General features: G+C 33.9%; 21 protein-coding genes and 2 pseudogenes. 6 read left to right on the top strand and 17 right to left on the bottom strand.

Going from position 1 to position 22,466, the window contains the following annotated elements; genetic code table 11:
• Window positions 1–29: 29 nt before the first annotated feature.
• A complete protein-coding gene (gene aroQ, locus BSU00_RS04130; protein ID WP_105003235.1) occupies window positions 30–446 on the bottom strand; it encodes a type II 3-dehydroquinate dehydratase in 417 nt (138 codons plus the stop codon).
• Between the two features lie 109 nt (window positions 447–555).
• On the bottom strand, window positions 556–2,031 hold the full coding sequence (gene guaB / locus BSU00_RS04135) for an IMP dehydrogenase (RefSeq protein WP_105003236.1): 1,476 nt from the start codon (window positions 2,029–2,031) through the stop codon (window positions 556–558).
• Between the two features lie 205 nt (window positions 2,032–2,236).
• Between guaB and BSU00_RS04140 the strand changes: the two genes are divergently transcribed.
• From BSU00_RS04140 to BSU00_RS04150, 3 genes are all read left to right on the top strand, one after another.
• Window positions 2,237–3,472: an imelysin family protein gene (locus BSU00_RS04140; RefSeq protein WP_105003237.1), complete on the top strand. Its 1,236-nt coding sequence runs from the start codon at window positions 2,237–2,239 to the stop codon at window positions 3,470–3,472.
• Window positions 3,473–3,583: 111 nt separating this feature from the next.
• On the top strand, window positions 3,584–5,002 hold the full coding sequence (locus BSU00_RS04145) for a di-heme oxidoredictase family protein (protein WP_105003238.1): 1,419 nt from the start codon (window positions 3,584–3,586) through the stop codon (window positions 5,000–5,002).
• Between the two features lies 1 nt (window position 5,003).
• The gene (locus BSU00_RS04150) at window positions 5,004–6,065 is read left to right on the top strand and encodes an imelysin family protein (RefSeq protein ID WP_105003239.1); all 1,062 of its coding nucleotides are present in this window, start codon (window positions 5,004–5,006) and stop codon (window positions 6,063–6,065) included.
• A 58-nt stretch (window positions 6,066–6,123) separates the two neighbouring features.
• Here the strand turns inward: BSU00_RS04150 and BSU00_RS04155 are convergent, their stop codons facing one another.
• From BSU00_RS04155 to BSU00_RS04195, 9 genes and pseudogenes are all read right to left on the bottom strand, one after another.
• Window positions 6,124–6,861, bottom strand: a complete 738-nt coding sequence (locus tag BSU00_RS04155) for an ABC transporter ATP-binding protein (RefSeq protein WP_105003240.1) — start codon at window positions 6,859–6,861, stop codon at window positions 6,124–6,126.
• A gap of 2 nt (window positions 6,862–6,863) precedes the next feature.
• Window positions 6,864–8,477, bottom strand: coding sequence for an iron ABC transporter permease (locus BSU00_RS04160; RefSeq protein WP_105003241.1), 1,614 nt, complete (start codon window positions 8,475–8,477; stop codon window positions 6,864–6,866).
• A 40-nt stretch (window positions 8,478–8,517) separates the two neighbouring features.
• Window positions 8,518–9,552, bottom strand: coding sequence for a Fe(3+) ABC transporter substrate-binding protein (locus tag BSU00_RS04165; RefSeq protein ID WP_105003242.1), 1,035 nt, complete (start codon window positions 9,550–9,552; stop codon window positions 8,518–8,520).
• Between the two features lie 61 nt (window positions 9,553–9,613).
• Window positions 9,614–10,084, bottom strand: a complete 471-nt coding sequence (locus BSU00_RS04170; protein ID WP_105003243.1) for a hypothetical protein — start codon at window positions 10,082–10,084, stop codon at window positions 9,614–9,616.
• Between the two features lie 342 nt (window positions 10,085–10,426).
• Window positions 10,427–11,710 carry a TonB-dependent receptor family protein gene (locus BSU00_RS13895; protein ID WP_369820254.1) on the bottom strand — a complete coding sequence of 428 codons (1,284 nt, stop codon included), beginning with the start codon at window positions 11,708–11,710 and terminating at the stop codon, window positions 10,427–10,429.
• Window positions 11,707–12,861: a TonB-dependent receptor plug domain-containing protein gene (locus tag BSU00_RS13900; RefSeq protein WP_369820255.1), complete on the bottom strand. Its 1,155-nt coding sequence runs from the start codon at window positions 12,859–12,861 to the stop codon at window positions 11,707–11,709. The genes BSU00_RS13895 and BSU00_RS13900 overlap by 4 nt, the downstream gene beginning before the upstream one ends.
• Window positions 12,836–14,199: pseudogene (locus tag BSU00_RS04185) on the bottom strand (HTTM domain-containing protein). Before BSU00_RS04185 ends, BSU00_RS13900 begins: the two are co-directional and overlap by 26 nt.
• A gap of 61 nt (window positions 14,200–14,260) precedes the next feature.
• On the bottom strand, window positions 14,261–15,364 hold the full coding sequence (locus BSU00_RS04190; RefSeq protein ID WP_105003245.1) for an imelysin family protein: 1,104 nt from the start codon (window positions 15,362–15,364) through the stop codon (window positions 14,261–14,263).
• Window positions 15,365–15,455: 91 nt separating this feature from the next.
• Window positions 15,456–16,655: a DUF4856 domain-containing protein gene (locus BSU00_RS04195; RefSeq protein ID WP_105003246.1), complete on the bottom strand. Its 1,200-nt coding sequence runs from the start codon at window positions 16,653–16,655 to the stop codon at window positions 15,456–15,458.
• 226 nt (window positions 16,656–16,881) lie between these two features.
• Between BSU00_RS04195 and BSU00_RS04200 the strand changes: the two genes are divergently transcribed.
• Window positions 16,882–17,340 carry a DUF1842 domain-containing protein gene (locus BSU00_RS04200; RefSeq protein ID WP_105003247.1) on the top strand — a complete coding sequence of 153 codons (459 nt, stop codon included), beginning with the start codon at window positions 16,882–16,884 and terminating at the stop codon, window positions 17,338–17,340.
• Between the two features lie 58 nt (window positions 17,341–17,398).
• Here BSU00_RS04200 and BSU00_RS04205 read toward each other — a convergent pair whose 3' ends face one another.
• The 6 genes and pseudogenes from BSU00_RS04205 to BSU00_RS04225 form a co-directional block, all read right to left on the bottom strand.
• Complete coding sequence (locus tag BSU00_RS04205; RefSeq protein ID WP_105003248.1) at window positions 17,399–18,010, bottom strand: YigZ family protein; 612 nt, start codon at window positions 18,008–18,010, stop codon at window positions 17,399–17,401.
• Window positions 18,010–18,576: a hypothetical protein gene (locus BSU00_RS04210; RefSeq protein ID WP_233188582.1), complete on the bottom strand. Its 567-nt coding sequence runs from the start codon at window positions 18,574–18,576 to the stop codon at window positions 18,010–18,012. Before BSU00_RS04210 ends, BSU00_RS04205 begins: the two co-directional genes overlap by 1 nt.
• Entirely contained in the window at window positions 18,539–18,871 is a 333-nt protein-coding gene (locus tag BSU00_RS13185; protein ID WP_233188583.1) for a hypothetical protein, read from the bottom strand. The genes BSU00_RS04210 and BSU00_RS13185 overlap by 38 nt, the downstream gene beginning before the upstream one ends.
• Window position 18,872: 1 nt before the next feature.
• A complete protein-coding gene (locus BSU00_RS04215) occupies window positions 18,873–19,481 on the bottom strand; it encodes an HAD family phosphatase (protein WP_105003249.1) in 609 nt (202 codons plus the stop codon).
• A pseudogene (ribD, locus tag BSU00_RS04220) lies at window positions 19,474–20,497 on the bottom strand (bifunctional diaminohydroxyphosphoribosylaminopyrimidine deaminase/5-amino-6-(5-phosphoribosylamino)uracil reductase RibD). The gene BSU00_RS04215 and the pseudogene ribD overlap by 8 nt, the downstream one beginning before the upstream one ends.
• A 22-nt stretch (window positions 20,498–20,519) precedes the next feature.
• Window positions 20,520–20,981, bottom strand: a complete 462-nt coding sequence (locus tag BSU00_RS04225; protein ID WP_105003250.1) for an LEA type 2 family protein — start codon at window positions 20,979–20,981, stop codon at window positions 20,520–20,522.
• 48 nt (window positions 20,982–21,029) lie between these two features.
• On the opposite strand from BSU00_RS04225, the gene BSU00_RS04230 reads away from it, so the two are divergent.
• Both BSU00_RS04230 and prmC read left to right on the top strand, forming a co-directional pair.
• Entirely contained in the window at window positions 21,030–21,521 is a 492-nt protein-coding gene (locus tag BSU00_RS04230; RefSeq protein WP_105003251.1) for a GNAT family N-acetyltransferase, read from the top strand.
• Window positions 21,522–21,544: 23 nt separating this feature from the next.
• Window positions 21,545–22,405, top strand: a complete 861-nt coding sequence (gene prmC, locus BSU00_RS04235) for a peptide chain release factor N(5)-glutamine methyltransferase (protein ID WP_105003252.1) — start codon at window positions 21,545–21,547, stop codon at window positions 22,403–22,405.
• The last annotated feature ends 61 nt before the right edge of the window (window positions 22,406–22,466 follow it).

Here is a 22,466-nt window from a genome sequence, read left to right on the forward strand (position 1 = left end):
ATTCGCAAGATACATGTATGTAATACGATTTATAAAAAACTCTGAATAGCTAAATCATAACTTTGTAATCCAAAACCAAGTATTACTCCTTTGGCATTCGGTGCTATGTAGCTAAGATGCCTGTAGGTTTCTCTCGAATGTACATTAGAAATGTGTACTTCAATAGTAGGTGCTTGAATCGCCTTTACAGCATCTGCAATTGCAATAGAGGTATGTGTATAGGCTGCTGCATTTAATATAATGCCATCATATGCAAATCCAACTTCGTGCAATTTATTAATAATTTCACCCTCTATATTAGACTGATAGTAGGATAGTGTAATTGTGTTGTATTTTTCTTTTAAGTTGGCAAAGAACTCCAAAAAAGAGGTATTCCCATAAATTGAAGGTTCTCTTTTTCCTAAAAGATTAAGGTTGGGCCCATTGATTATAATAATTTTTTTCATGCGATACCTTTTATGTCGTAAATGTAGGAATAGTATTCAAAAGAAAGGTAAAAAAAGCCATTGTATTCTAATTACAATGGCTTTTTTATTAAAATATAGAATGAAATTCTTATCTTCTACTGTAATTTGGCGCTTCTTTTGTGATTGCTACATCATGCGGATGACTCTCGTTAATTCCAGAGGCGGTAATTCGAACAAATTTTCCTTTTGCTTTTAACGCCTCGATATCTTTTGCCCCACAATACCCCATTCCTGCTCGTAAACCACCTACAAATTGGTGAATACTTTCGTACAATTCTCCTTTATACGGAACACGTCCAACGATACCTTCTGGAACAAGTTTTTTAATATCGTCCTCTACATCCTGAAAATAACGATCTTTAGATCCTTTTTTCATGGCCTCTACAGAGCCCATACCACGGTAAGATTTAAATTTTCTTCCTTCAAATATTATGGTTTCACCCGGCGACTCTTTGGTACCTGCTAAAAGTGAACCTAGCATCACACAGTCGGCCCCTGCAGCAATTGCTTTTGGTATATCACCAGTATATCGAATTCCTCCATCTGCAATTACAGGAACCCCAGAACCTTTGATAGCCGCAGCTACTTCTAGTACTGCTGAAAACTGTGGAAATCCTACTCCGGCAACGACACGAGTTGTGCAAATAGAACCCGGACCAATACCTACTTTAACTGCATCTGCACCTGCTTCCACAAGGTATTTTGCGGCTTCTGCAGTGGCAATATTACCAACGATAACCTCTAGTACAGGAAACTTACTTTTTACCTCTTTTAAAACAGTCACAACTCCTTTAGTGTGACCATGTGCGGTATCAATTACGACAGCATCTACTCCGGCGTTAACTAGTGCCTCTGCCCTTTCTACAGCATCCCCTGTAACCCCTATGGCAGCTGCAACTCGTAATCTTCCAAAATGATCTTTGTTGGCTGTTGGTTTCAGTGTTAGTTTTGTTATATCTCTAAATGTTATTAAACCAACTAACTTATCTTCTTTGTTAATTACCGGTAACTTTTCGATTTTATTTTCTTGTAAAATTACTTCCGCTTGTTTTAACGAAGTACCTTCAGCCACTGTAATTAAATTTTCTGAAGTCATTACTTCCACGATTGGTCTTTCGATATTTTTTTCAAATCGAAGATCTCTATTCGTTACAATACCAACTAATCTTTTATTTTCATCAACAACAGGAATACCGCCTATTTTATGTTCGCGCATCGCATTTTTTGCATCGTAAACTACTGCATCTAATGGTAAGGTTATTGGATCTATAATCATACCACTTTCTGCCCTTTTAACTTTGCGAACCTCTGTTGCTTGTTGGACAATAGTCATATTTTTATGCAGAACCCCAATACCCCCTTCTCTTGCAACAGCGATAGCCATTGAAGACTCGGTTACTGTATCCATCGCAGCAGAGACAATAGGTACATTTATCGTAATGTTTTTGGTAAATTTAGTTTGAATACTAACTTCTCTCGGAAGAACTTCTGAATAGGCTGGAACAAGTAGAACATCATCGTATGTTAAACCTTCACCAACAAATTTTGAATCGTGCGCGTTCATATGTGTAATTAATAAACTCTTAAAAAGAGTAGTTATATTAAAAATTAATTACGAGCAAATATACTACATATATTGTAAATAAAAGGTTAAGTATTTAAAAATGAAAAATAGCGATATATTTATTTAAAATAAATCTTAATAAATATTGCTCAACTATATTTTATGAATAACTTTGCAAAAAATTATATTAATTAAATCTAATTAAATGAAAATTTTGACTAAAATAGGAGTTTTGATACTAGCAATGATAGTAATGAAGTCATGTTCATCAGATGAAACCCCACAACCAGATCCAATCCCAGTAATTAGTAAAGAAGACGTAGTGAAGAACTATGTTAACATGGTCTATCAAAATTACAAAGACAGTTATGACGCAACACTTGCCTTACAAACGGCAGTATTGAGTTTTACAGACGCTCCATCAGAAGCAGGTTTTAACCAAATGAAAACTTTATGGTTACAAGCAAGAGAGTTTTACGGACAAACAGAAGTATTTAGAGGATCAGACGGTCCTGTAGATAATGAAGGAGAAGAAGCCTGGACAATCGGTAATGAAGGGCAAATGAACGCATGGCCTTTAAACGAAGCCTACATTGATTATGTTGCTTTAAAAACTAGTTATACTGGTACCTACGATGTAAGTATTTTATCTGGCACAGATCCAATAACCAAAGAACTTATCGCAAACCTTAACGAGGCTAATGACGACGAAAAAGCAGTTAGTACTGGATGGCATGCGATAGAATTCCTGATTTGGGGGCAAGACAATACAAATCCGGCAGATAAATTAGCTGGCTTAAGAGAATACACAGACTATACTACAGCCGATAACGCAGAGAGAAGAAAGGACTATCTAGAGGTGGCAACGGCACTTTTAATTGACGATTTAAAAGATCTTGTGGATACATGGGCTACAGGAGGTGAATACTACAATGTATTTATGGCGATGGATACCAACGAGGCGCTTACAAAGGCTTTAAAAGGACCAACATTTTTAGCTTCATTTGAATTATCTAACGAAAGATTATTAGGTCCTGCAGTAAGTTCTGACGGAATTGATGAGTCAGGACAAGAGGATGAGCATTCTTGTTTTTCAGACAATACCCACAGAGATGTATACACTAACGCTTTGGGTATTATTAATGTACTAAAAGGGGAATATGGAAACATTGAAGGTCCTTCTCCTTTAGACCTAATTACTGAAGCTGACCCTGCACAAGGAGCTAAATTACTCGAAGAGATGAATAAAATGATGGACGCCGTTGAGGCTATCGATGCAGAAGCCAAATCTGGGACTCCTTTTGACCTAATGATTTTAGAAGAGGGCGAAAATAACCCTGGAATTGTTTTAGCAGCGGATCAAGCCTTAAAAGACTTGGCGGATGTTATTATAGAAAGTGCTGAAGTTATTGGAGTTACTTTAACAAGAACAACTAGTTAAATGAAGGTATCTCTTTATAAAATTAATCCGAATTTATAGCTTTCAATGTATAAATTCGGATTATCTTATTTGTAAATAAAACCATTATTTTTTGTAGTAAGATATTAATGAATGAAAAAATATTTTCTAACCCTACTACCCATAAGTCTTTTATTATTACTTAAATGTACTGCTCCTTCTTTAAATCTCAACGATGAGTATTCAGAGTTGGAATTTTATCAAGACGGAGAGGAATTGCCTGTTGGAAATTTTACGACCATATTTTCGAATAACGATGCTTTTGGAGTAAAAATACCAGGATTAAACAGAACCGAAGATATAAAGTTTTTTGTTGGAGATCGTTTGTTTATAACCACATGGGTACCCTCGCCAGCCTCAACAACTGGGCTTGATGGTTTGGGGCCTACTTTTAACGCAAAATCATGTGCTGGTTGTCATTTTAAAGATGGTCGTGGAAAACCGTTACTTACCAATACGCAAAGTGCAAGTGATGGTTTTTTAATGCGTTTAAGCATTCCAGGACAAGACATACACGGAGGTCCTATGCCGGTTCCGGGGTATGGAGATCAACTTCAAAACAAAGGCGTTTTAAATGTTTCCGGGGAAGGACATGTTGCCGTTACTTTTGAAACCATAGCCGGTACATATCCTGATGGAACTCCTTACGAATTAAGAAAACCAAAGTATACCATTTACGAAGAAAACTTTGGCGATCTAAGCACTGTTTTAACTTCACCAAGAGTTGGAACCCAAACCATTGGATTGGGTTTTATCGATGCACTGAGTGCGGAAGAGTTACTTAAAAATGCCGATGAATTCGACACGGATGGTGATGGAATATCAGGGAAACCTAATTATGTTTGGGATGTAATAAATAGTTCTATATCTATTGGGAAATTTGGGTGGAAAGCAAATCAACCCTCTTTGAAACAACAAGTAGCTGCAGCATTTTTTGGAGATTTAGGCTTAACTTCAACAGTGTTTAAAGAACAAAATTGTCCTTCACCCCAACAAGATTGTTACGATGCTCCTGATGGCGGATCGCCGGAAGTAGTTGAGGAACAGCTAGAGAGAATAACCTTCTATCAAAGCGCCTTGTCTGTTCCAATTCGAAGAAATTTTAAAGACCCGGATGTTTTACAAGGTAAAAAGATGTTTCATAAAGCAAAATGTATTAGTTGTCACGCTATTAATTTTAAGGTGGAACAATACGAAAGAATACCGCAAATAGCAGGAACAACAGTTAACCCTTATTCGGATTTTTTACTGCACGATATGGGAGAAGCATTAGCGGATAATAGAGCTGATTTTTTGGCCAATGGACGAGAATGGAGAACACAACCATTATGGGGTATTGGTTTAATTAATACCGTAAACAGGCATACTTTCTTGCTGCATGATGGTAGAGCTCGTAATATCGAGGAGGCTATTCTTTGGCATGGTGGGGAGGCACAGGCTTCCAAAGAAATTTTTATGAACTATTCTAAAGAGCAAAGGGAGCAAGTTATTAAATTTATTAACACTTTATAGAATGAACAAACCGTACCTATATATACTTTTACTTGCCGTTACAATTTTTAGTGCGTGCAGTGAAAATAAAGAAGAAGTTACCTTTAACGAAAAAGACCTAATAAGAGATATCGTTGAAGGAATTGCGCAACCAAACGTTAGAAATTTCACACAAGAAACAAAAAAACTACAAGATTTTTTCACTTCCTATAACGATGCCAAGACTATTGAAAATTTGAACATCCTGAAAACACAATGGAAAGCTGTTGCGCTTCAATATTCTCTAGTGTATACATTCAATATCGGAGATGTAAAAAATAGTTTCTTCAAATTAAAACTCAATAACTGGCCAGCTACCACAAACGCTATCGAAAATTTTATTCGTGATAAAGATGTTACTGCTGAAAATATTATGAATTTTGGTAGTTCCGCAAAAGGTATTCCTGGAATAGAATATTTGATATTCTCAGAAAATGTAACGATTACAAATGATAAACTCGTAAATAATACAAAAAGAGTTGCATACCTAGGAGCAATTATTGACGAATTGCACAATAATGCGATGGCACAAGAAGCACTTTGGGATACCTATGGAGACTATCTTATCAACAATGAGCAACAGAGTATTAAAGGTTCTTTTAACCTTTTATTCAATGGCCTTAACAACGTAATTCACTTTGCTGCTGAAACTAAATTGGGTAAACCTGCTGGTTTTATAAAGACCGGAGGTGTAAATTCAGAAATTTTACAAGCGTATTACAGTACCATGTCCTTAGAACTAATAAAAGCAAATGTAGAAAGTGTAAAAGAAGTATTTTTCAAACCCAACAGTATTAATATAGCTAGTAAAATTGATTTTATAACCAAAGATACTGTGCTGTCGGATAAACTAAATACCCAATTTGATCTTATATTAAACGCCATTGCATCTATAGATGATCCACTTGTTACCTCTCTCGTGACAGAAAAAGATAAGGTACGCGTTGTATTTGATGAATTGGTTAAATTAGAAATTCTGTTTACCGCCGATGTTAGAAGTGCGTTGTCCCTTATCATTACTGGAACAGATGGGGACGGGGACTAATAATAACTAAGAACCTATAATTTTTTCAAAAAGCGAGTTTATCATAATACTCGCTTTTTTAATAGGTAATACTTTTAAACAGGGATGCTATATAGGGAGTTTTCGGATTATTAAAGACCTCTTTAGTCACTCCTTGTTGCAAGAGATTACCGTCTTTTAAAACTATTATTTCATCAGAAATAGCTAGAGCATCTTTAATATCGTGCGTAACAAAAATTGCAGTGCAATTTGCATTTTTTAAAATTCGAAGAACATCTTCACGTAATTGTTTTCTCAAAATTACATCTAAATTACTAAACGGTTCATCTAATAGTAAAATTTCTGGTTCGGGAGCCAGAGCCCTTGCCAAGGCAACACGTTGCTGCTGTCCTCCCGAAAGCTCGTGAGGGTAACGATGCTCAAAACCCGACAAACCAACCAATTCTAAAACCTCACTAATACGATCCTTTTTATTTTTATGCGTGGATATTCCATACGCTATATTTTTATAAACTGTGAAGTGTGGAAATAACGCATAATCTTGAAAAACCATACCTACATTTCGATGTTCTGGATTCGTAAAACTAGTAGCAGAGGAAACCAAATTATTCTTTAAATAAATTTCTCCCGAATCTAAAACTTCTAAACCAGCAATCAATCGAATTAAGGTGGTTTTTCCACTTCCGCTTTCACCTACAATAGCTAATACTTTACCATTGGTAAGAGAACATGAAATAGAATCTAAGGCCTTTACCTTTCCTTTGGTAAAAGCTTTGGAAACATTTTTTACCGTTAATATAATTGCATTAGTGTTCATACTTAGTTTTTAGAAATTAATCGGTTTAAAAAAAGAATAGGTAGAATTCCCGTAAGAATAATACATAAAGATGGCAATGCTGCCTCTGCAATCAATTCATCACTAGCGTATTCATAGGCCTTTACTGCGAGCGTATTCACACTGTAAGGCTTTAGAATTAGAGTAAGCGGTAATTCTTTCATAACATCTACAAATACTAGTATAAAACTACTAATAATTGCAGGTTTTAACAACGGAAATTGAATTTTATAGAATGTCTTAAGATTTCCACTTCCTAGCATTTTTGATGCTTCTACCAAAGAGGTTCCTAACTTTAATGCACTTGCCTCTATAGGATTATAAGCAACTGCTGCAAATCGAATCGTATAAGCATAGAGTAATGCTATTATGGTTCCGTTCATGAAAAAACCAATCTTTTCATGAAACACAAAATCAAAAACGTTAATTAACCATTTGTCAAAAAACAAGGTTGGTATTAAAACACCAACAGCAATAACAGCTCCAGGGATAGCATACCCTAAGGTTCCAACTTTGGATAACATATCAAAATAGGAAAGTCTATTCCATTGCGCAAAAAATAATAAGCCCAATGCTAAAACAACTGTAAAAAAAGCTGCAATAGAAGCAATAAAAAAAGTTTCCATTGCAATCGATAAGAAATCTGTAGTAAAAACCGATTGAAATGTTAAATACGTCCAATACAATAATTGTAAGACTGGAAAAACAAATCCTACTAAAATAGGAAGCAATACAGCCATAAAAAGAAAATATTTACTTTTATTAGGTAAACTTAGTTTTTTTAATTTTGTATGATTTTTAGAAGAATTTGCATACCCAATACGTTTTCGTTGCCATTTTTCAATTGTAATGAGTACGAGGATAATACCCACTAGTATGGCAGAGAGATAAATAGCAGTCTCTGGTTCCTCAAGCGAAAACCAAGAGCGAAAAATCCCGGTAGTAAAAGTGGTAACTCCATAATATTTTGCAGCTCCATAATCGTTTAATACTTCCATTAGCACCAATAATAAACCTCCAACAAAAGCAGGACGAGCTATTGGTAAAATTATAGTAAAAAAGGTCTTTACTTCGCCAGCTCCTAACAACTTCGAAGCTTCCATTAAATTATTGGATTGGCTTGTGAAAAATGCTCTGGAAGCAACATAAATGTATGGATATAAGGAAATACTCAAAACAAAAACTAAACCCCAAGAATTCATTACATCTACTTTATACCCCAGGAAAGTCGTTATAAAACTACCATAATCAAAAATTCCTGCATAGGCGTATGCAGTAATATAAGAAGGTATTGCTAAGGGAACAATTAATAGCCATTCTATTACCTTTCCATAAGGAACTGTATATCTTGAAACAATCCATGCCGCAGAAACTCCAAACAAAAGAGTAAGCAAACTCGTACCAAGTATTAAATAAAAAGTATTCGTTATATAATTAGGTAATAAATTGGATACGATGTGTTCCCAAGTCTCTCCTGGGCCTTCAAATATTCCAAAAGCGATGGTTAAAATAGGAATTGAGATAAATAAAACAATGGCCAATAAAAGTATTGACCATTTGTTTGTATCTCTTTTAATAGTATTTATTATGGATACCATCTATAAATTATTAAGGAAATTATAACTAGATGGAATCCTATTACTTCCAACCTGCAATATCGAAAGTTAGAACAGCCTTTTTATTGTTTTCGCCAAGTTTAGTTAACGATAATTTATCTTCTTTAAAAGTTCCCCAAGAAGCCAACAGTGCAGATGGATTTACATCCGAATTAACGGGATACTCGTAATTTGCTTTCGCAAAAACTTCTTGTGCTTCTTTACTGGCTAAAAATTCGATAAATTTGATTGCATTAGCTTTATTGGGAGCATATCTAGCAACACCAGCACCACTAACGTTTATATGTGTCCCTCTATTCCCTTGGTTTGGAAAAAATATTTGAATGCCTTCCCCTGCTTTAACTTCTTCTGGATTCTCCGAATTTAGTAATTTCCCAATGTAATAGGTGTTAACGACAGCAATATCACCTTCTCCTGCAACAACAGCTTTTACCTGATCTCTATCGTTACCTTTTGGGGAACGAGCCATATTAGCTACGACTCCTTTTGTCCATTCTGTAGCTGCTTCTTCTCCATCATTAGCTATAATAGATGCTAATAACGACTGGTTATAAATGTTTCCCGAAGAACGAATAAGTATTCTTTTTTTCCATTTTGGATCTGCTAAGTCTTCGTAAGTAGATAAATCTTCTGCAGTAACTTTTTCCGGATTATACACAATTACCCTTGCCCTCTTTGTTAAGGCGAACCAATTGTTATCAACGTCCTTAAGATGTTGTGGAATAGTAGCGTCTAAAAAAGTAGAATTAGCTGTTTGCAATAAACCTTTATCTTTTGCACGTACAAGTCTTCCGGCATCAACCGTTATAAGCACATCTGCCGGAGATTGCTCCCCTTCAGTACTCATTTTTTGTATTAGTTCGTCTGCACTTGCATTAACCACATTTACCTTTATACCTGTTTCCTTTTCGAACGTAGCAAACAACTCTTGGTCAGCTTTGTAATGTCTGTGCGTGTAGACATTTACTTGATTTTCTTTTACTGGCTCTTTTTTTACTTCTTTTTTACAAGAAAACATTACCATTGCAATGGCAATAAGAGAGAAAGTTTTTTTCATTTTTATAAAGTTTATAGAAACAAATATACGTATTTAGACTTGTTCTATTAATGAAAAAATATCAAGAAATTTTATCGTATTTACTTTGCCAACTATACTCGCTAAAATTTTTACCTGATGCAGCGCCTAGAAAAAGAATGGCACCAACAACAGACTTAAAAGTAAATAGAAATATTACAATGGTGTATGCAATAGCACTCTCTTGGTTGTTAAATGATATATAATACGATAAAGCGGTAAAAAGTATACTAATGAACAACGCTGTTAATCCGAGTGTTGTTACGTTTTTAATTGCCCAATATTTAAATTTTCGCAACGGATGTAAATCGTTTCCCCATTTGTGTATGAGGTAAAAATAGCCGTTACCCATGGGCGCAAATAACAAAGGATCGTCTGCTTTTTTAATTCGAAATAATTCCTGAGGAGCAATAATTTTAAAATTAGAAAATTTTGTATCGTGCAGATTTTCTAAATCTCTAATCTTGGAAATTGCTTCTTCTGGGTAATCTCCTTTAAATAAACTTGTATCCAAAAATCGCAATCTGTACGTAACACAAATTTGTTTAATCTGATCGATATGAAAAATATTTTCGCATCTACATGATCAATATTAAAAACATTGTTTTTATTTTTTCCTCGATCTAATAGCCTAGTCTGGATATCATTTCTTTTTACATCAAGATCGTAAAATATATTTTGTAACCAATTATTGATATGGTGTTCTTTAATGGTTTTTTTTTGAAGATGGACTAACTTTTCTTTAATGTCGACAGGTTTAAACATAATCATAAAGTTTTTTTAAAGATACTAACAATTGTAACTACAAGAAAAGAGCTAAAAAAACTACCTATTATTTAGAGTTATTACAAATAAGCTATATTTTAAATTCTACAGTAACGTAATAGGTTCTTGGTGCTGACGGAATAATTCCAGGACCAGGGTAGCCCGTTGCCCTTCTGGTAAAGTAATTTTCGTCTAATAAATTATTGACACCTGCCTCAATTTTGAATAATTTGAATTTATACGAAGATGAAAAATCAAATACATCATAAGCCGGAATTTCACCAATTACCCCGCTTACACCTCCACCTATAGAATTTGACGCATCGGTATACTGTAAAGAGAGATAGGTATATTGCATGGAAGAGGAAAAATTCTTGTATCCAAATTTAATACCAGTCTTTAAATTAACATCCGGAACAAAAGGCATTTTGTTTCCTTTAATTCCAGGTGCTATAGCCCTTGTATACTCGGTTTTTATAAAAGAAGAATTTACAAAGTAATTAAACGCATAGTTCGGATTAATATCTAAAATTCTCTGCAGGTTAAAATCCAATAAAGATTCGATTCCGTACACTCGAGAATCTCCAATATTAGTTCTTAAAAGCCCAGCATAATTAACAGGTGGTATGGTGGTAGATAAAAAATCAATCTTATCATTATAAAATAATGCAAACGCTCCAATATCATAAGATACCAATCGTTTATAATTTCCTCTTATACCAATATCGGCTGTAAAACCAGTTTCATCTTTTAAGTTTTCGTCAATTGCATTGGAAGGATTAACGATATTCACGTCCGAAAAAGTAATTGAACGATAATTCTGAGAAATATTTCCATACATTTCAATATTACTATTCCATTTGTACTCCATACCTACCCCAAATAATACAAACATTCTCTCTTTTGAAATATCATCAAACTCCTCTATTTCTCCAATAGGATTACCTGCACCATCCGTGTTTACCGTTTTCTTAAATCCTTTACTTCCAGTTTTAATGTATTCCACTCTAAAACCTGGGGTAATGGATAATTTATCACTTAGGTAGAAGATGTTTTCCCCAAAAAAAGCGATATTCAAATTAGGATTACTAAAATCAGATTGGTTTTTATAGTTAGGGAATTCCTCTGTTCGCAAGGTAAAATCAGCGTCTGAATTAGCACTACCTGGTCCCTGAATAGAATTGTTATCTGCTTTGTAAAATTTGGTTCCCAATAAATAGGTGGCTTTTTTATCAAAAAAATTATACGAATCTAAAAATCTAAATTCAAATCCAAAGTTATTAAAGTCTCCAATTAATAGTTCTCTAACACCGCCAACATCGGATACATCAGCTCTCCTAGTTCGTATGCCGACAGCTTTTCTAGAAGCATTCAAACCAAAAAACTCAAACTCATTTTTGTGTTTTCGGAAAATTCATAAAAGTACTTTAAATTATACAAAAGCCAATTTACTTGAAACCAGTTGCGTTCTCTATTGCTCTGGAACATATCTTCGTTAAACATACTATCCGTTAATCCACCAGGTTGTTGTGCAAGGTATTCTAGGTAAGTAATTTCCGCTTCTAGTTTTGATTTTGAGCTAAACTCATATCCAAAATGTGCAAAAGCATTTTTAGAAGAAAATTCCGAATTTGGTCGAAAACCATCTCCTTGTTTATAGTTATAAAATGCAAAATAGGAGAATTTATCTTTGGTACCGTTAACGCTGGTGAAATTGGTAAATAAATTATTACTACCAAGAGTATTTCTAGTTTGAAACTCGAAGGTTTTATTTGGGTTTGGTTTTTTAAAAACAAAATTTACCAATCCGCCAAACTGAGTTCCATATTGAAGTGAGGCGGCTCCTCTAACAATTTGAATTTCTTCCATAGCTTCTGCTGGCGGCGAATAATAACTCTCTGGATACCCCAGAACATCAGCACTAATATCGTAGCCATTTTGACGCGTGTTAAAATTAGAAGTTCTATTGGGATCTAATCCCCTACCTCCTATGTTTAATTGCAAACCTGCATCATCATTCTCAAAGATATTTAAACCAACAACTTGGTTGTAAATTTGTCTGGCGTTATTTGAGGCTAAATTAGCGGTTGCTTGCCCTACTAAAATAACCTCTGTTTTTTTACCTGCATAAATTGCGGTTTGTTCTACATCTCTTAACCTAGTTAACTCGAATACTTTTCTTTTTTGTACCGAAATTTCTATCTCTGATAATTCCTCAGAAAAAGATTCTAAAACTACATCCAGTCTGTTCGTTCCCTCAGTAAGATTTAGAGTAATGTTTTTGATTTTATAGCCATCGCTGTAAAAAGCTACGTTAATTTCCTTCCTCGTGGAAGCCAAACTATACGAACCATCAGAACTAGTATTAGTGACCTTCCCTGTATCGCGATCGAAAATCTGTACCTTATTAATGGGTATGTTTTCCTCGGTGGTCACAGTTCCAATAATTGTATATTGTCCATAAGCACTACACGTCATGAACAATACTATAGCTAAACTTTTAAATTCCTTTAATTTTAATTTCATGTGTAAAAGGTTTAATCCATTCTTTATGCTTAAAACTCTCTTTTTGCTGGTATAAATCAATTTTAGGGTCTATGTACAGGGTACTAAGTCGACCATTTAAAGCAACGTAACTTTCTACGTATACTTCTATATTTTTATGTCCTTGGCTTTTGAAATGATCGCCAAGGTAGTGTGCATATTCCAAAATAAAGTCCGGCTGAAAACTCATTTGCTTTTCCTGAAATGACGATAAAAAATCGGTATTATCAACATAAAAGAAACTACCAGACTTACCGTCTACAATTTTAAAAACAGAATACCCTGCTTTCTCCATGAGCATAACTCTCCAAGAAAAACGATACCCTTCCTCGGTCCAAAACAATTCTCCAGGGTATAAAAGGTATCGCCATGGTAGCAACAATTGCATACCAAAAAAAGAACTAAACATACCGTACGCATACCTTTTCCAAGTTTTGTAAATTCAAATCTTTCAGAGGTAACCATACCTTCCGATGGAAATGGTACTATTTGTTTAAATAAGCCTATTAGCTTAAGGTGAAATTTGGCATCAAAAAATATTAATGTTCCAACTATCATTATGTATGGAAACATTCCGATAGGAAAGAGAACACGGGTAAAAACGTGAAATACTACGACTAGAAAAAAAGCAAACCCTCTTGTCTTCTTAAAAACCAACAAAAAAGGAATAGTCAGATCATAAATTGCACCAGACCAACTCATGGCATAGTGAAACCATTCTTGTTGCATTAAATTCTGTCCTATTAAGGGTAAATCATATTTAGAAGGAAGCCATATTTTAAGTGGCATAGCGCGAAACATCCAATCGGTATTTAGCTTTGCAAGGCCCGCGTAAAAGTATACGATACCTAATAACAATTTGATACTGTCTATGGTCCATTTAGGGACGGATAAATACTCTTGCTTTTTTTGGTAAGCATCTATAGAATAATAGACATTTGCAGGTAAAAAAATGAGTAAAAAACTAAGGATACTAATGAAATAATAATGGTTTAAATAGGTAGTTTTATCCATTAATTCTATGTAAGTAAAACTCAGAAAAAAAACTACGATAGCAATTCTATATTTGTATCCTAATGCTATAAATATTGCTGCAATCGCACAAATAGCAAATAGTACATATGTGAAAGAACCTAAAGGTTTAACCCATTCAAAGCCATAGTAAGAAAAGTGAAATTTTGGCGTAAGATACAATTTCTCAATCCAACCTTGGTGCCAAAAGCGTACGATACTAAGCAGCATCATAACACCAAAAAGTATGCGGAACGAGGCCAACGGAGCCGCACTGTATTGTTTTCTAAAATAAACTTTAAATAGCATATAATTATAAAAAAACTGTCTGGTTTAACAGACAGTTTTAATATGGTTAATAATAATTATTTTAGTCACCATCTGCATCTACATAATCTACGCGTACATTAAATGCCTGCAGCATATCAACTTTTAGCATTACAACAGCTTTTTGTAATTCATCATATGCCGATAACATCGCACTATTGTCGGTGTTTATCTGGTTGTAAAAGTTATTGTCTAGAGTATTAATTTGTGTTTGCGCAGTATTGAATTGATTGTTGATATTAGCAGCAAGTGTTGCATTATCTAAGGCCTCAAGGTATTCTTTAAAGCCAGGTCCTGGATTGCGTAATACACCATAACTTTCTCCATTAAAAAGCCTTTTTATAGAGGTTAAAGCTCGCATTGCAAGTTCTTTGGAAACTTCCTGATTGTAATACCCTTCCACTTTCTCAGGTAATGGCGTGTTTGAAAAATTTCCTGCTGGAATTCCAAATTTATTAGCTCTAAGAAGTTTTTCGTAATAGAATATAAAGTCGTTAACAAATTTATTTAAAGAACTTGTGGCTGTGTTACCAGAATTACTAACAAACTCATCTCTATACCCTCCTTGCCAATCATTTACTATTGCCGTAGTTATTTCTGTCATTTTAGAAAGAATATCATTGGCATATTTTCGATATCCAGCAGCATTTACATCGGTGGTAAACTTAGCCACTATTGCCGTATCGGTTTCTCCTAATCCAAAAAATAAATAATCCAGTGCTTGAAAACCTTGTGAATCATGGTAATTAGAATTGGAAAAATCGTAATTTCCACTTTCTATATTAGATTCAATTTCATCCGAGGAAGTAGGATAAATATTAATGAAATTTACAAAACCAATCTCCTCTGCTTTACCGATATTAAAAACGGCAACATCTTGCCAAGCTTTTAAAGCCTCCAACCAAGAAGTCCTTACCTCCTCTAAAGAATTTTCATCTGCAGATGCAGTAAAAGTTGTTGTTTTTTCTTGTAATGTTTTTAGTTTTTCATCGAAATTAGCAAAAGCAGGAATAATAATATTGTCTGCAACGTTGGTTAAAATCTTACTTCTATCGTAGTTGTCGTCTGGTGTATCAGGATCCTCTGAAGAAGAGCTACATGCTACGGATAATGAGGTTATTAAAAGAAAATATAAAAAATTTTTCATGTTATTTATTACTATTTATTCTAAATAAAGTGTAAAGATAAAAAAAAGTAGCTGAAAATTCAGCTACTTTTTTATAAAATATAAAAGTTAATTATAAAGCTTGTTCTACTGTAAAACCAAAAACAGTAGCGATAGCTTCTGACATGTTATCTAAAGTACTAGCTTCGATATCCCAAAAACCATTACCTTCACCTTCTTCTAATTCTGATAAAAACGCATTAACTTGAGAAGCTGTTAAGTAAGGCGTGCCATCAGGTGATTGTGTAAATCTTAAAGACTGTACGAAACCATATCCTTCTGATAAATCATGAAAAACTTTAGAATTATCCACGCCTAAGTTACTTTTACCTGCTTGTAAGTAATATACAGCTCTCACGGCAACGACTTTAGAAACCGCAGCTTTAATAATTTCAGCTTGTTGATCTCTTACCGTGTAATTTTTTGCTACAATGGCAGCTCTACCTGTTTTAAATGCATCGTATATTTCGTCTGCAATTCCTGCAAAATCTACATCACCATCAACTCTTGCTAAATATTTATTCAAAAAAGAATCTGCACCTAATTGTGGAGCAGCAGCTGATTCTTCTGCACCATACAAATAACCAAAAGCTTCATCCCATTTATGCTCCATGGTTGTATAATTTTTACCCTCTGCAGTAGTTCCGGCATTATTATCCTCTACGTTCGATGCCTCGTCTAAAACGGCAGTTGATAAATAGTTGTTTAACATTTGATCCATCATTAATGCACCAATAAGTCCTTTTGCGAATGCCTGATTGTATTCTAACCCTCTGGCATTAACATATCTGGTAGATCCTCCACCAACTTGAATTTTTCCTGCAACTCCAGCTTCTGCATTTACTTCCCAATTAGGAAAAACTTCCGTTACTTGACTACGGATGTAACCATCAAAAATATTTTTAATAGCATTAGATTCCGTAGAGTTTGAGGAGAAATAATCTTTTGATGCTGCAGTTTTACTTCGAACACTTTTGTTGGAAGCATTTAAATCCGCTCTACCTGGAAAATCTTCTCTATTTTCTTCATGACTAAACATGTTTAAAATGACATTTGCATCTGTGATGTCTTCGTCCATAAGAGCATCTAAAATTACCTCTGCCATCTCAATTCTCGTACTTTGTCCTGAATAGCTAACTGTTGAACTACCATCTCTTGTAAATGTATAGGTTTCTGGTACAACCACATTTGGATCCTCTGGAGAATCGTCGTCAGAACATGAAGCAAATACTAATGTAGATGCTGCTAGCATAGAAAGTATAACTTTTTTCATTTGTATTGAATTTATCAAAGTGAGTATTTTGTTTATTTAGATTGATTAAATTTAATGCAAATGTATCATATAATTTAACAAACACAAAATTTATTTAGTTTATTTCTAAATAAATTTTAATACCAATTAAACGTACGCTCAAACTAAAGAACTGACACTTATACCAAAAAAATAGGATTATTCAATTAAATCTATTATTTTTAATGAAAGATTAAAATTAAAAAAAATGTTTACCCCCAAAGAAAAAGTTATCCCTAAAACTAAAAGGGATATTTATTATGTAAAATGTACCGTGGGAAATACTGCAGTTCCCAAAGCAACCATTGCTAAATTTTCGTTAGCCATATCTAAAAAAAACAATAAAATTTCTGGTATTGTTAAAATTTCTAACATTTATAGTAACGATACTGCCACCATCAATGTGGTTGGAAAAATTCAGGAAAGAGGTACGAAATTCATTACGAAACAGCTTAAACTAATAGGTGAATCTATTGTTCACGAAAATGCAGAGCTTGAAAAGAATACAATGGAAAGATTCACGGCTTCCCTAACTTTAGATGCTACTGGTAATGGTATTGGTAATTTCTCTTTTAAAAAGATAAAAGAGACTAATATTCCCGTACTTCCATTGATAACGAAACAGGAAGAATGCAGCAAAAAAGAGCATTTCACTGTTGCAAGCTGATACTTTTTACAATGGAACTTGTTTCTAATAGTAAAATACGGTGAAAAATAATGTCGTGTTAAACTTTTTTTATGGAAACTTTAAATAAATTCATAAAAATATCATGTATTGCTTCAGCTTCTTTTTTTCGAATGGAAATTACCAACATACATTCCAATTCTAATTTTTGATTGAGAACAGTAATCGATTTTTCTTTAATAATTCGCATTACCTTGTTCATCCTATCGTAGCCAAAATTTAATTGATAAACAACATCTATGGTTTTCTCAATTACTTCAGAAGCTTCAATAGCCATTCGAGCAGAGGTTCTGTAGGCATTAATAAGCCCCCCTACTCCTAATTTTGTACCGCCAAAATAGCGCACCGAAACGATTAAAATATTGGTCAAGCCAAAAGCCTGAATTTGTCCGTAAATTGGTTGTCCTGCGGAATTATTTGGCTCTCCGTCATCATTTGCTCTATGGCTAATTTTATCGGTTCCTAATTGCCAGGCATAACAATGATGACCTGCAGTATGGTGCTTCTTGCGCAAACTTTCCAAATACTTTTTTATATCTGCTTCAGTTTGTATCGGAAAAGCATACCCATAAAATTTACTATTTCTATCCTTAAACAATGATTCCTGAGAAGGGCCCATAATGGTCTTGTATGTATCGTCTAGTGTACTCATTATGCCAAAGAAACTAATGCGATTCCTAATATTGCCAAAACAATTCCAATTTTATTTTGTACACTAAATGATTCTTTGAAAATAAAAAAACCTAAAAGAGCAGATAAAATTACGATACCCACGTTGTTCATAGTAAATAAAGTAGAACTTTCAAAATCTTTATTTTGCAATGCTTTAATTAAAAAAACAATAGAATAGTAATTAGGAATTCCTAGAACAACTCCTGCTACGATACTATTAATATGTATCTTACTTTTATGAACTAAATATTTATATCCTAAAATAGACATTCCAAAGAATGCTGCTATTGCAAACAAACTTCCCGAAAAAAAATCAACTTCCGTTGGTGCAACATAATTTATCTCTACATATTTTAAGACAGTGTCAATTACGCCAGAGCCAACAAATAATAATACCGGAAAAAGGAGGCTTACTTTAGGGTTGGAACTTTTACTTGATTTATTAGATGCTAAATACACTGCGATTAACGCGATAGTAATCCCTAATGCCTTGATTAAATTTATAGTTTCATCGTATAATATAATACCAAATAATATGGGAACCACAACAGACATTTTTCCGGATATTGACGCTACGGAAACACCATTTTTGCGATGTCATTGCCATTACAAAAAATACAGAAACAAATAATAAACCGAGTACTAAAGCGCCATAAAACCAGGGTTGCTGCGGAATGGTAGTTATTCTTGAAAAAGAAGAAGCCGATAACATTCCCACAACAAATGCTACCAAATAATTCACAACAATAGCCTGTAAGGTATTTATTTTATAACGTTCAAAATATTTAAATATCACAAAAAGTGAAGAGGAGAAAACGATACTTAAAATTAAATAGATCATATTAAGAGAATTGTTTTCTTTGTGTTAGGTTGCTTATATCTTCTGTTTTGGGATTGATATTCCAAACGTGTATGCCAAGACTTTTGGCTGCATCTGTATTTTCTTTAGTGTCGTCAATAAAAATAGTTTCCCCAGGAATTAGATTATTTTCTTCCAGTACATATGCATAAATATCTGAATTTGGTTTTCTTAAATTGATCTCATGAGAAAGGTAGAACTTTTCGAAACAGTTTTTGAAGTCCTCCCATATTTTATTTCCCCAATCCTTTTGAATCCAATCGATATGCAATTCATTGGTGTTACTCAACAAGAAAAGACGATATTTTTTTGTAGCTGCCAAACGCTTTAAAAAATGAAATCTGTGTTCTGGAAAATCCAAAAGAATGGCATTCCATGCTTCTATTAAATCCCTTTTTACGATTCCATATTTACCGTGAAAATGAGCAATAAAATCACGAGAAGAAAGTAAACCCTTTTCATAACTGTAATACACATCCATCATTTCGGGTGTAATGGAGGTTACTCCTAATTTTTGCAATGCGTCATGAGTAGCATCTTTGTTGAGATTTATAAACACATCTCCAAAGTCAAAAATGATATTTTTAATCATTGTAATAAGTTCTTAATATATCGTTATCTATTTTTTCAACATGAGAGAGCTCAGCATGTAATGATGGAGATTTTATACCTTCGTTAAACGAAGTATCTCCGATAAATATTTTTGCCTCATCCCATAGATTAGCTGCAATAAAGGTTTGTAATGTTCGTGCTCCTCCCTCCACAAAAAGAGATTGTATCTTGTACTCGAATAAAACCTCACAAATTTGAGCTGCTATGTTTTTCGAAAAATCAATTTTTTCAAAAGCAATCGCATCTTTTTCCAATGTACACGTAGTATAAGTATCGGTAATTACAATTACTTTACCGTCACCATTATAAATTTTAAAATTTTGGCAATTTGCAATGATCGATCTAAAATTACTTTAACTGGATTTTGGCCGCTCCAATATCGCAAATTTAAACTTGGATTATCCTCTAAAACCGTATTTGTTCCAACGAGAATGGCATGTTCTTGTGCTCTCCATTTGTGCACTATTTGCCTCGAAAAAGGATTAGATATCCATACCGGTTTTTTTCATCTCTAGTCAAAGGTGCTATAAAACCATCTTTGGTTTCCGCCCATTTTAAAACTACATAAGGTCTATTTTTATTCTGATACGTAAAGAATCGTTTATGATGCTGCAAACATTCTTTTTCTAGTACTCCAAGAATGACCTCACAACCAGCATTTTTCAAACGCTCTATCCCTTTTCCTGCCACAAGACTATTAGTATCCAGACACCCAATAACAACTTTTGGTATTTGCTTCTTTACAATTAAATCCGCACAGGGCGGTGTTTTCCCGTGATGAGAACAGGGTTCTAAAGTAACGTATATGGTTGCTTTTTTTAAAAGCTCTTGATTTGCCACAGAATTAATTGCATTCACTTCGGCATGAGGACCACCATAAGGACTGGTAAAACCCTCTCCTATTATCGTATCCTCTAATACTACAACAGCACCAACCGAGGGGTTAGGTCTGGTAGTTCCGATTCCTTTTTTCGCTAATTGCAGACAGCGTTTTATGTATTTTTTATGCTGCAAGTACTTAATTTTGAATGGTTACTTTTTCTGTTTTATCTATGTGATACACTTTAGAGAACGCATACATTTTATAGCGCAAATCTCCTTTAATGTGCACTTCGATAGTTTTTGTAAAAATAGAATTAACAAGTCCTGCCAGAATCCCTTTATTCGAATTTTCAAAAATTTTAGAGGTAGGTATCGCAACTTGTAATGGAATTGTAAATTCACTTTTGGCAGGAACCTTAAATTCCTCTGAAGTAACTAATGCTAACTGCTCCTTATTAAATGCTACTCTCATATCTTCAACCTGAATCTTTCCACTAACTGTATTGGGATTTTTGAAGTAGGCATTTACCCCTAATTTAACAGTATCTAGTTGTGTCGACAACAATCTTATATCGTCAATTTTAATAAATTCAGGTTGTTTTTTTACCGAACAACTACTTATTACAATGGCAAATAAAAACCAATATATTTTTTTCATATATTTTTCAATTTAGGTAACTTGCTGTTGCAAAAATACTATATTCCAATGACACCTTTTGATTTTATTATCAGAGAAATTAAACCAGCAGATAATGCAGGAGTTGCGCAACTTATAAGAAGTGTTTTAATAGAATTAAATGTTCCTAAAACAGGAACCGCTTATGAGGATAAGGCCACCGATGAAATGTTTGCAACCTATCAGAATAAAAGGGCTTGTTATTTTGTAATTGAATACAAAGGAGAAATTCTTGGAGGTGCCGGAATCGGGCCATTAGAGGGACAAAATGACAATGTCTGCGAATTGCAAAAAATGTACTTTTCTCCTTCTATTAGAGGCAAAGGACTTGGAAGTAAATTAATTACACAATGTTTAGAAAAGGCAAAAGAATACGAGTTCAAGCAGTGTTATATTGAAACAATGCCCTACATGCATGCTGCTCAAAAATTATATAAAAAAAATGGTTTCCATAAGCTCAGTCAACCAATGGGTAACACAGGGCATTATTCCTGCACAGTATGGATGTTAAAAGACCTTTAGTAACCTCAAAGCGATAGCGAATAATGACTGTACGTGAATTCAAAGTACTCTTTTACACAAAGCTTACTGTGTTATACCCCAAAAATGAAGTCGATATTTTTTTCGCTTTAATCACAGAAGAATATTTGGCGATTTCCCCCGTTGATGTTATTGTTAACCCAACAAATATCATTTCTCAGGATACCCTACATCGTTTAGAAAAAGTAACACAACGTTTATTACGAGAAGAACCCATTCAGTATATTCTTGGAAAAACAGAGTTTTATGGACTCCCCTTTTATGTAAATAAAAACACTTTGATACCAAGACCGGAAACAGAAGAGCTTGTAGATTGGATTATTGAAGAAAATAAACAACAAGACTCTATTTCAATACTAGATATAGGAACAGGCTCTGGTTGTATCCCTATCGCCCTTAAAAAAAATTTAACAACCAGTAACATATGTGCCATAGACGTTTCGGAAAAAGCTCTGGAAATAGCAAAAAAAAACATGGCCTCAAACAATGTAAATATAGAATGGTTAGCAATAGACATATTGCGTACAGAACAACTACCAAAAAAATTTGATATAATTGTTTCTAATCCGCCATATGTACGGCAGTTAGAGAAAAATGAAATGAAAAAAAATGTGCTCGAAAATGAACCACACCTTGCGCTATTTGTTACCGATAATAATCCATTAATTTTTTATTCCAAAATAGCAGACCTTGCAAAGAGATCTTTAACAAAAAACGGAATGCTATTTTTTGAAATAAATCAGTATCTGGCAGAGGAAATGCTAGCAATGATGAAAAATAAAGGGTATACGAATATTGAATTGCGAAAAGACTTTAGAGGAAATGATAGAATGATAAAAGCTAGCTATTTATCCGATGAATTATAGTAGTATAACAAAGTGTTTTTTTAAAATTAAATTACATTTAAAAATAGTAGTTTTGCATTTT

Origin of the sequence: Tenacibaculum sp. SG-28, from assembly GCF_002954385.1 — a bacterium.
Lineage (GTDB): Bacteria > Bacteroidota > Bacteroidia > Flavobacteriales > Flavobacteriaceae > Polaribacter.

Excerpts from the sequence above, each read along its gene's own strand:
- BSU00_RS04150 (WP_105003239.1), top strand. The coding sequence starts at position 5,004 with ATGAACAAACCGTACCTATATATACTTTTACTTGCCGTTACAATTTTT.
- prmC (WP_105003252.1), top strand. The coding sequence starts at position 21,545 with ATGACTGTACGTGAATTCAAAGTACTCTTTTACACAAAGCTTACTGTG.
- BSU00_RS13900 (WP_369820255.1), bottom strand. The coding sequence starts at position 12,861 with ATGAAATTAAAATTAAAGGAATTTAAAAGTTTAGCTATAGTATTGTTC.
- BSU00_RS04155 (WP_105003240.1), bottom strand. The coding sequence starts at position 6,861 with ATGAACACTAATGCAATTATATTAACGGTAAAAAATGTTTCCAAAGCT.
- BSU00_RS04195 (WP_105003246.1), bottom strand. The coding sequence starts at position 16,655 with ATGAAAAAAGTTATACTTTCTATGCTAGCAGCATCTACATTAGTATTT.
- BSU00_RS04215 (WP_105003249.1), bottom strand. The coding sequence starts at position 19,481 with ATGATTAAAAATATCATTTTTGACTTTGGAGATGTGTTTATAAATCTC.
- BSU00_RS04165 (WP_105003242.1), bottom strand. The coding sequence starts at position 9,552 with ATGAAAAAAACTTTCTCTCTTATTGCCATTGCAATGGTAATGTTTTCT.
- guaB (WP_105003236.1), bottom strand. The coding sequence starts at position 2,031 with ATGAACGCGCACGATTCAAAATTTGTTGGTGAAGGTTTAACATACGAT.
- BSU00_RS04205 (WP_105003248.1), bottom strand. The coding sequence starts at position 18,010 with ATGAGTACACTAGACGATACATACAAGACCATTATGGGCCCTTCTCAG.
- BSU00_RS04190 (WP_105003245.1), bottom strand. The coding sequence starts at position 15,364 with ATGAAAAATTTTTTATATTTTCTTTTAATAACCTCATTATCCGTAGCA.
- BSU00_RS04140 (WP_105003237.1), top strand. The coding sequence starts at position 2,237 with ATGAAAATTTTGACTAAAATAGGAGTTTTGATACTAGCAATGATAGTA.
- aroQ (WP_105003235.1), bottom strand. The coding sequence starts at position 446 with ATGAAAAAAATTATTATAATCAATGGGCCCAACCTTAATCTTTTAGGA.
- BSU00_RS04200 (WP_105003247.1), top strand. The coding sequence starts at position 16,882 with ATGTTTACCCCCAAAGAAAAAGTTATCCCTAAAACTAAAAGGGATATT.
- BSU00_RS04225 (WP_105003250.1), bottom strand. The coding sequence starts at position 20,981 with ATGAAAAAAATATATTGGTTTTTATTTGCCATTGTAATAAGTAGTTGT.
- BSU00_RS04160 (WP_105003241.1), bottom strand. The coding sequence starts at position 8,477 with ATGGTATCCATAATAAATACTATTAAAAGAGATACAAACAAATGGTCA.
- BSU00_RS04230 (WP_105003251.1), top strand. The coding sequence starts at position 21,030 with ATGACACCTTTTGATTTTATTATCAGAGAAATTAAACCAGCAGATAAT.
- BSU00_RS13185 (WP_233188583.1), bottom strand. The coding sequence starts at position 18,871 with ATGATCTATTTAATTTTAAGTATCGTTTTCTCCTCTTCACTTTTTGTG.
- BSU00_RS04145 (WP_105003238.1), top strand. The coding sequence starts at position 3,584 with ATGAAAAAATATTTTCTAACCCTACTACCCATAAGTCTTTTATTATTA.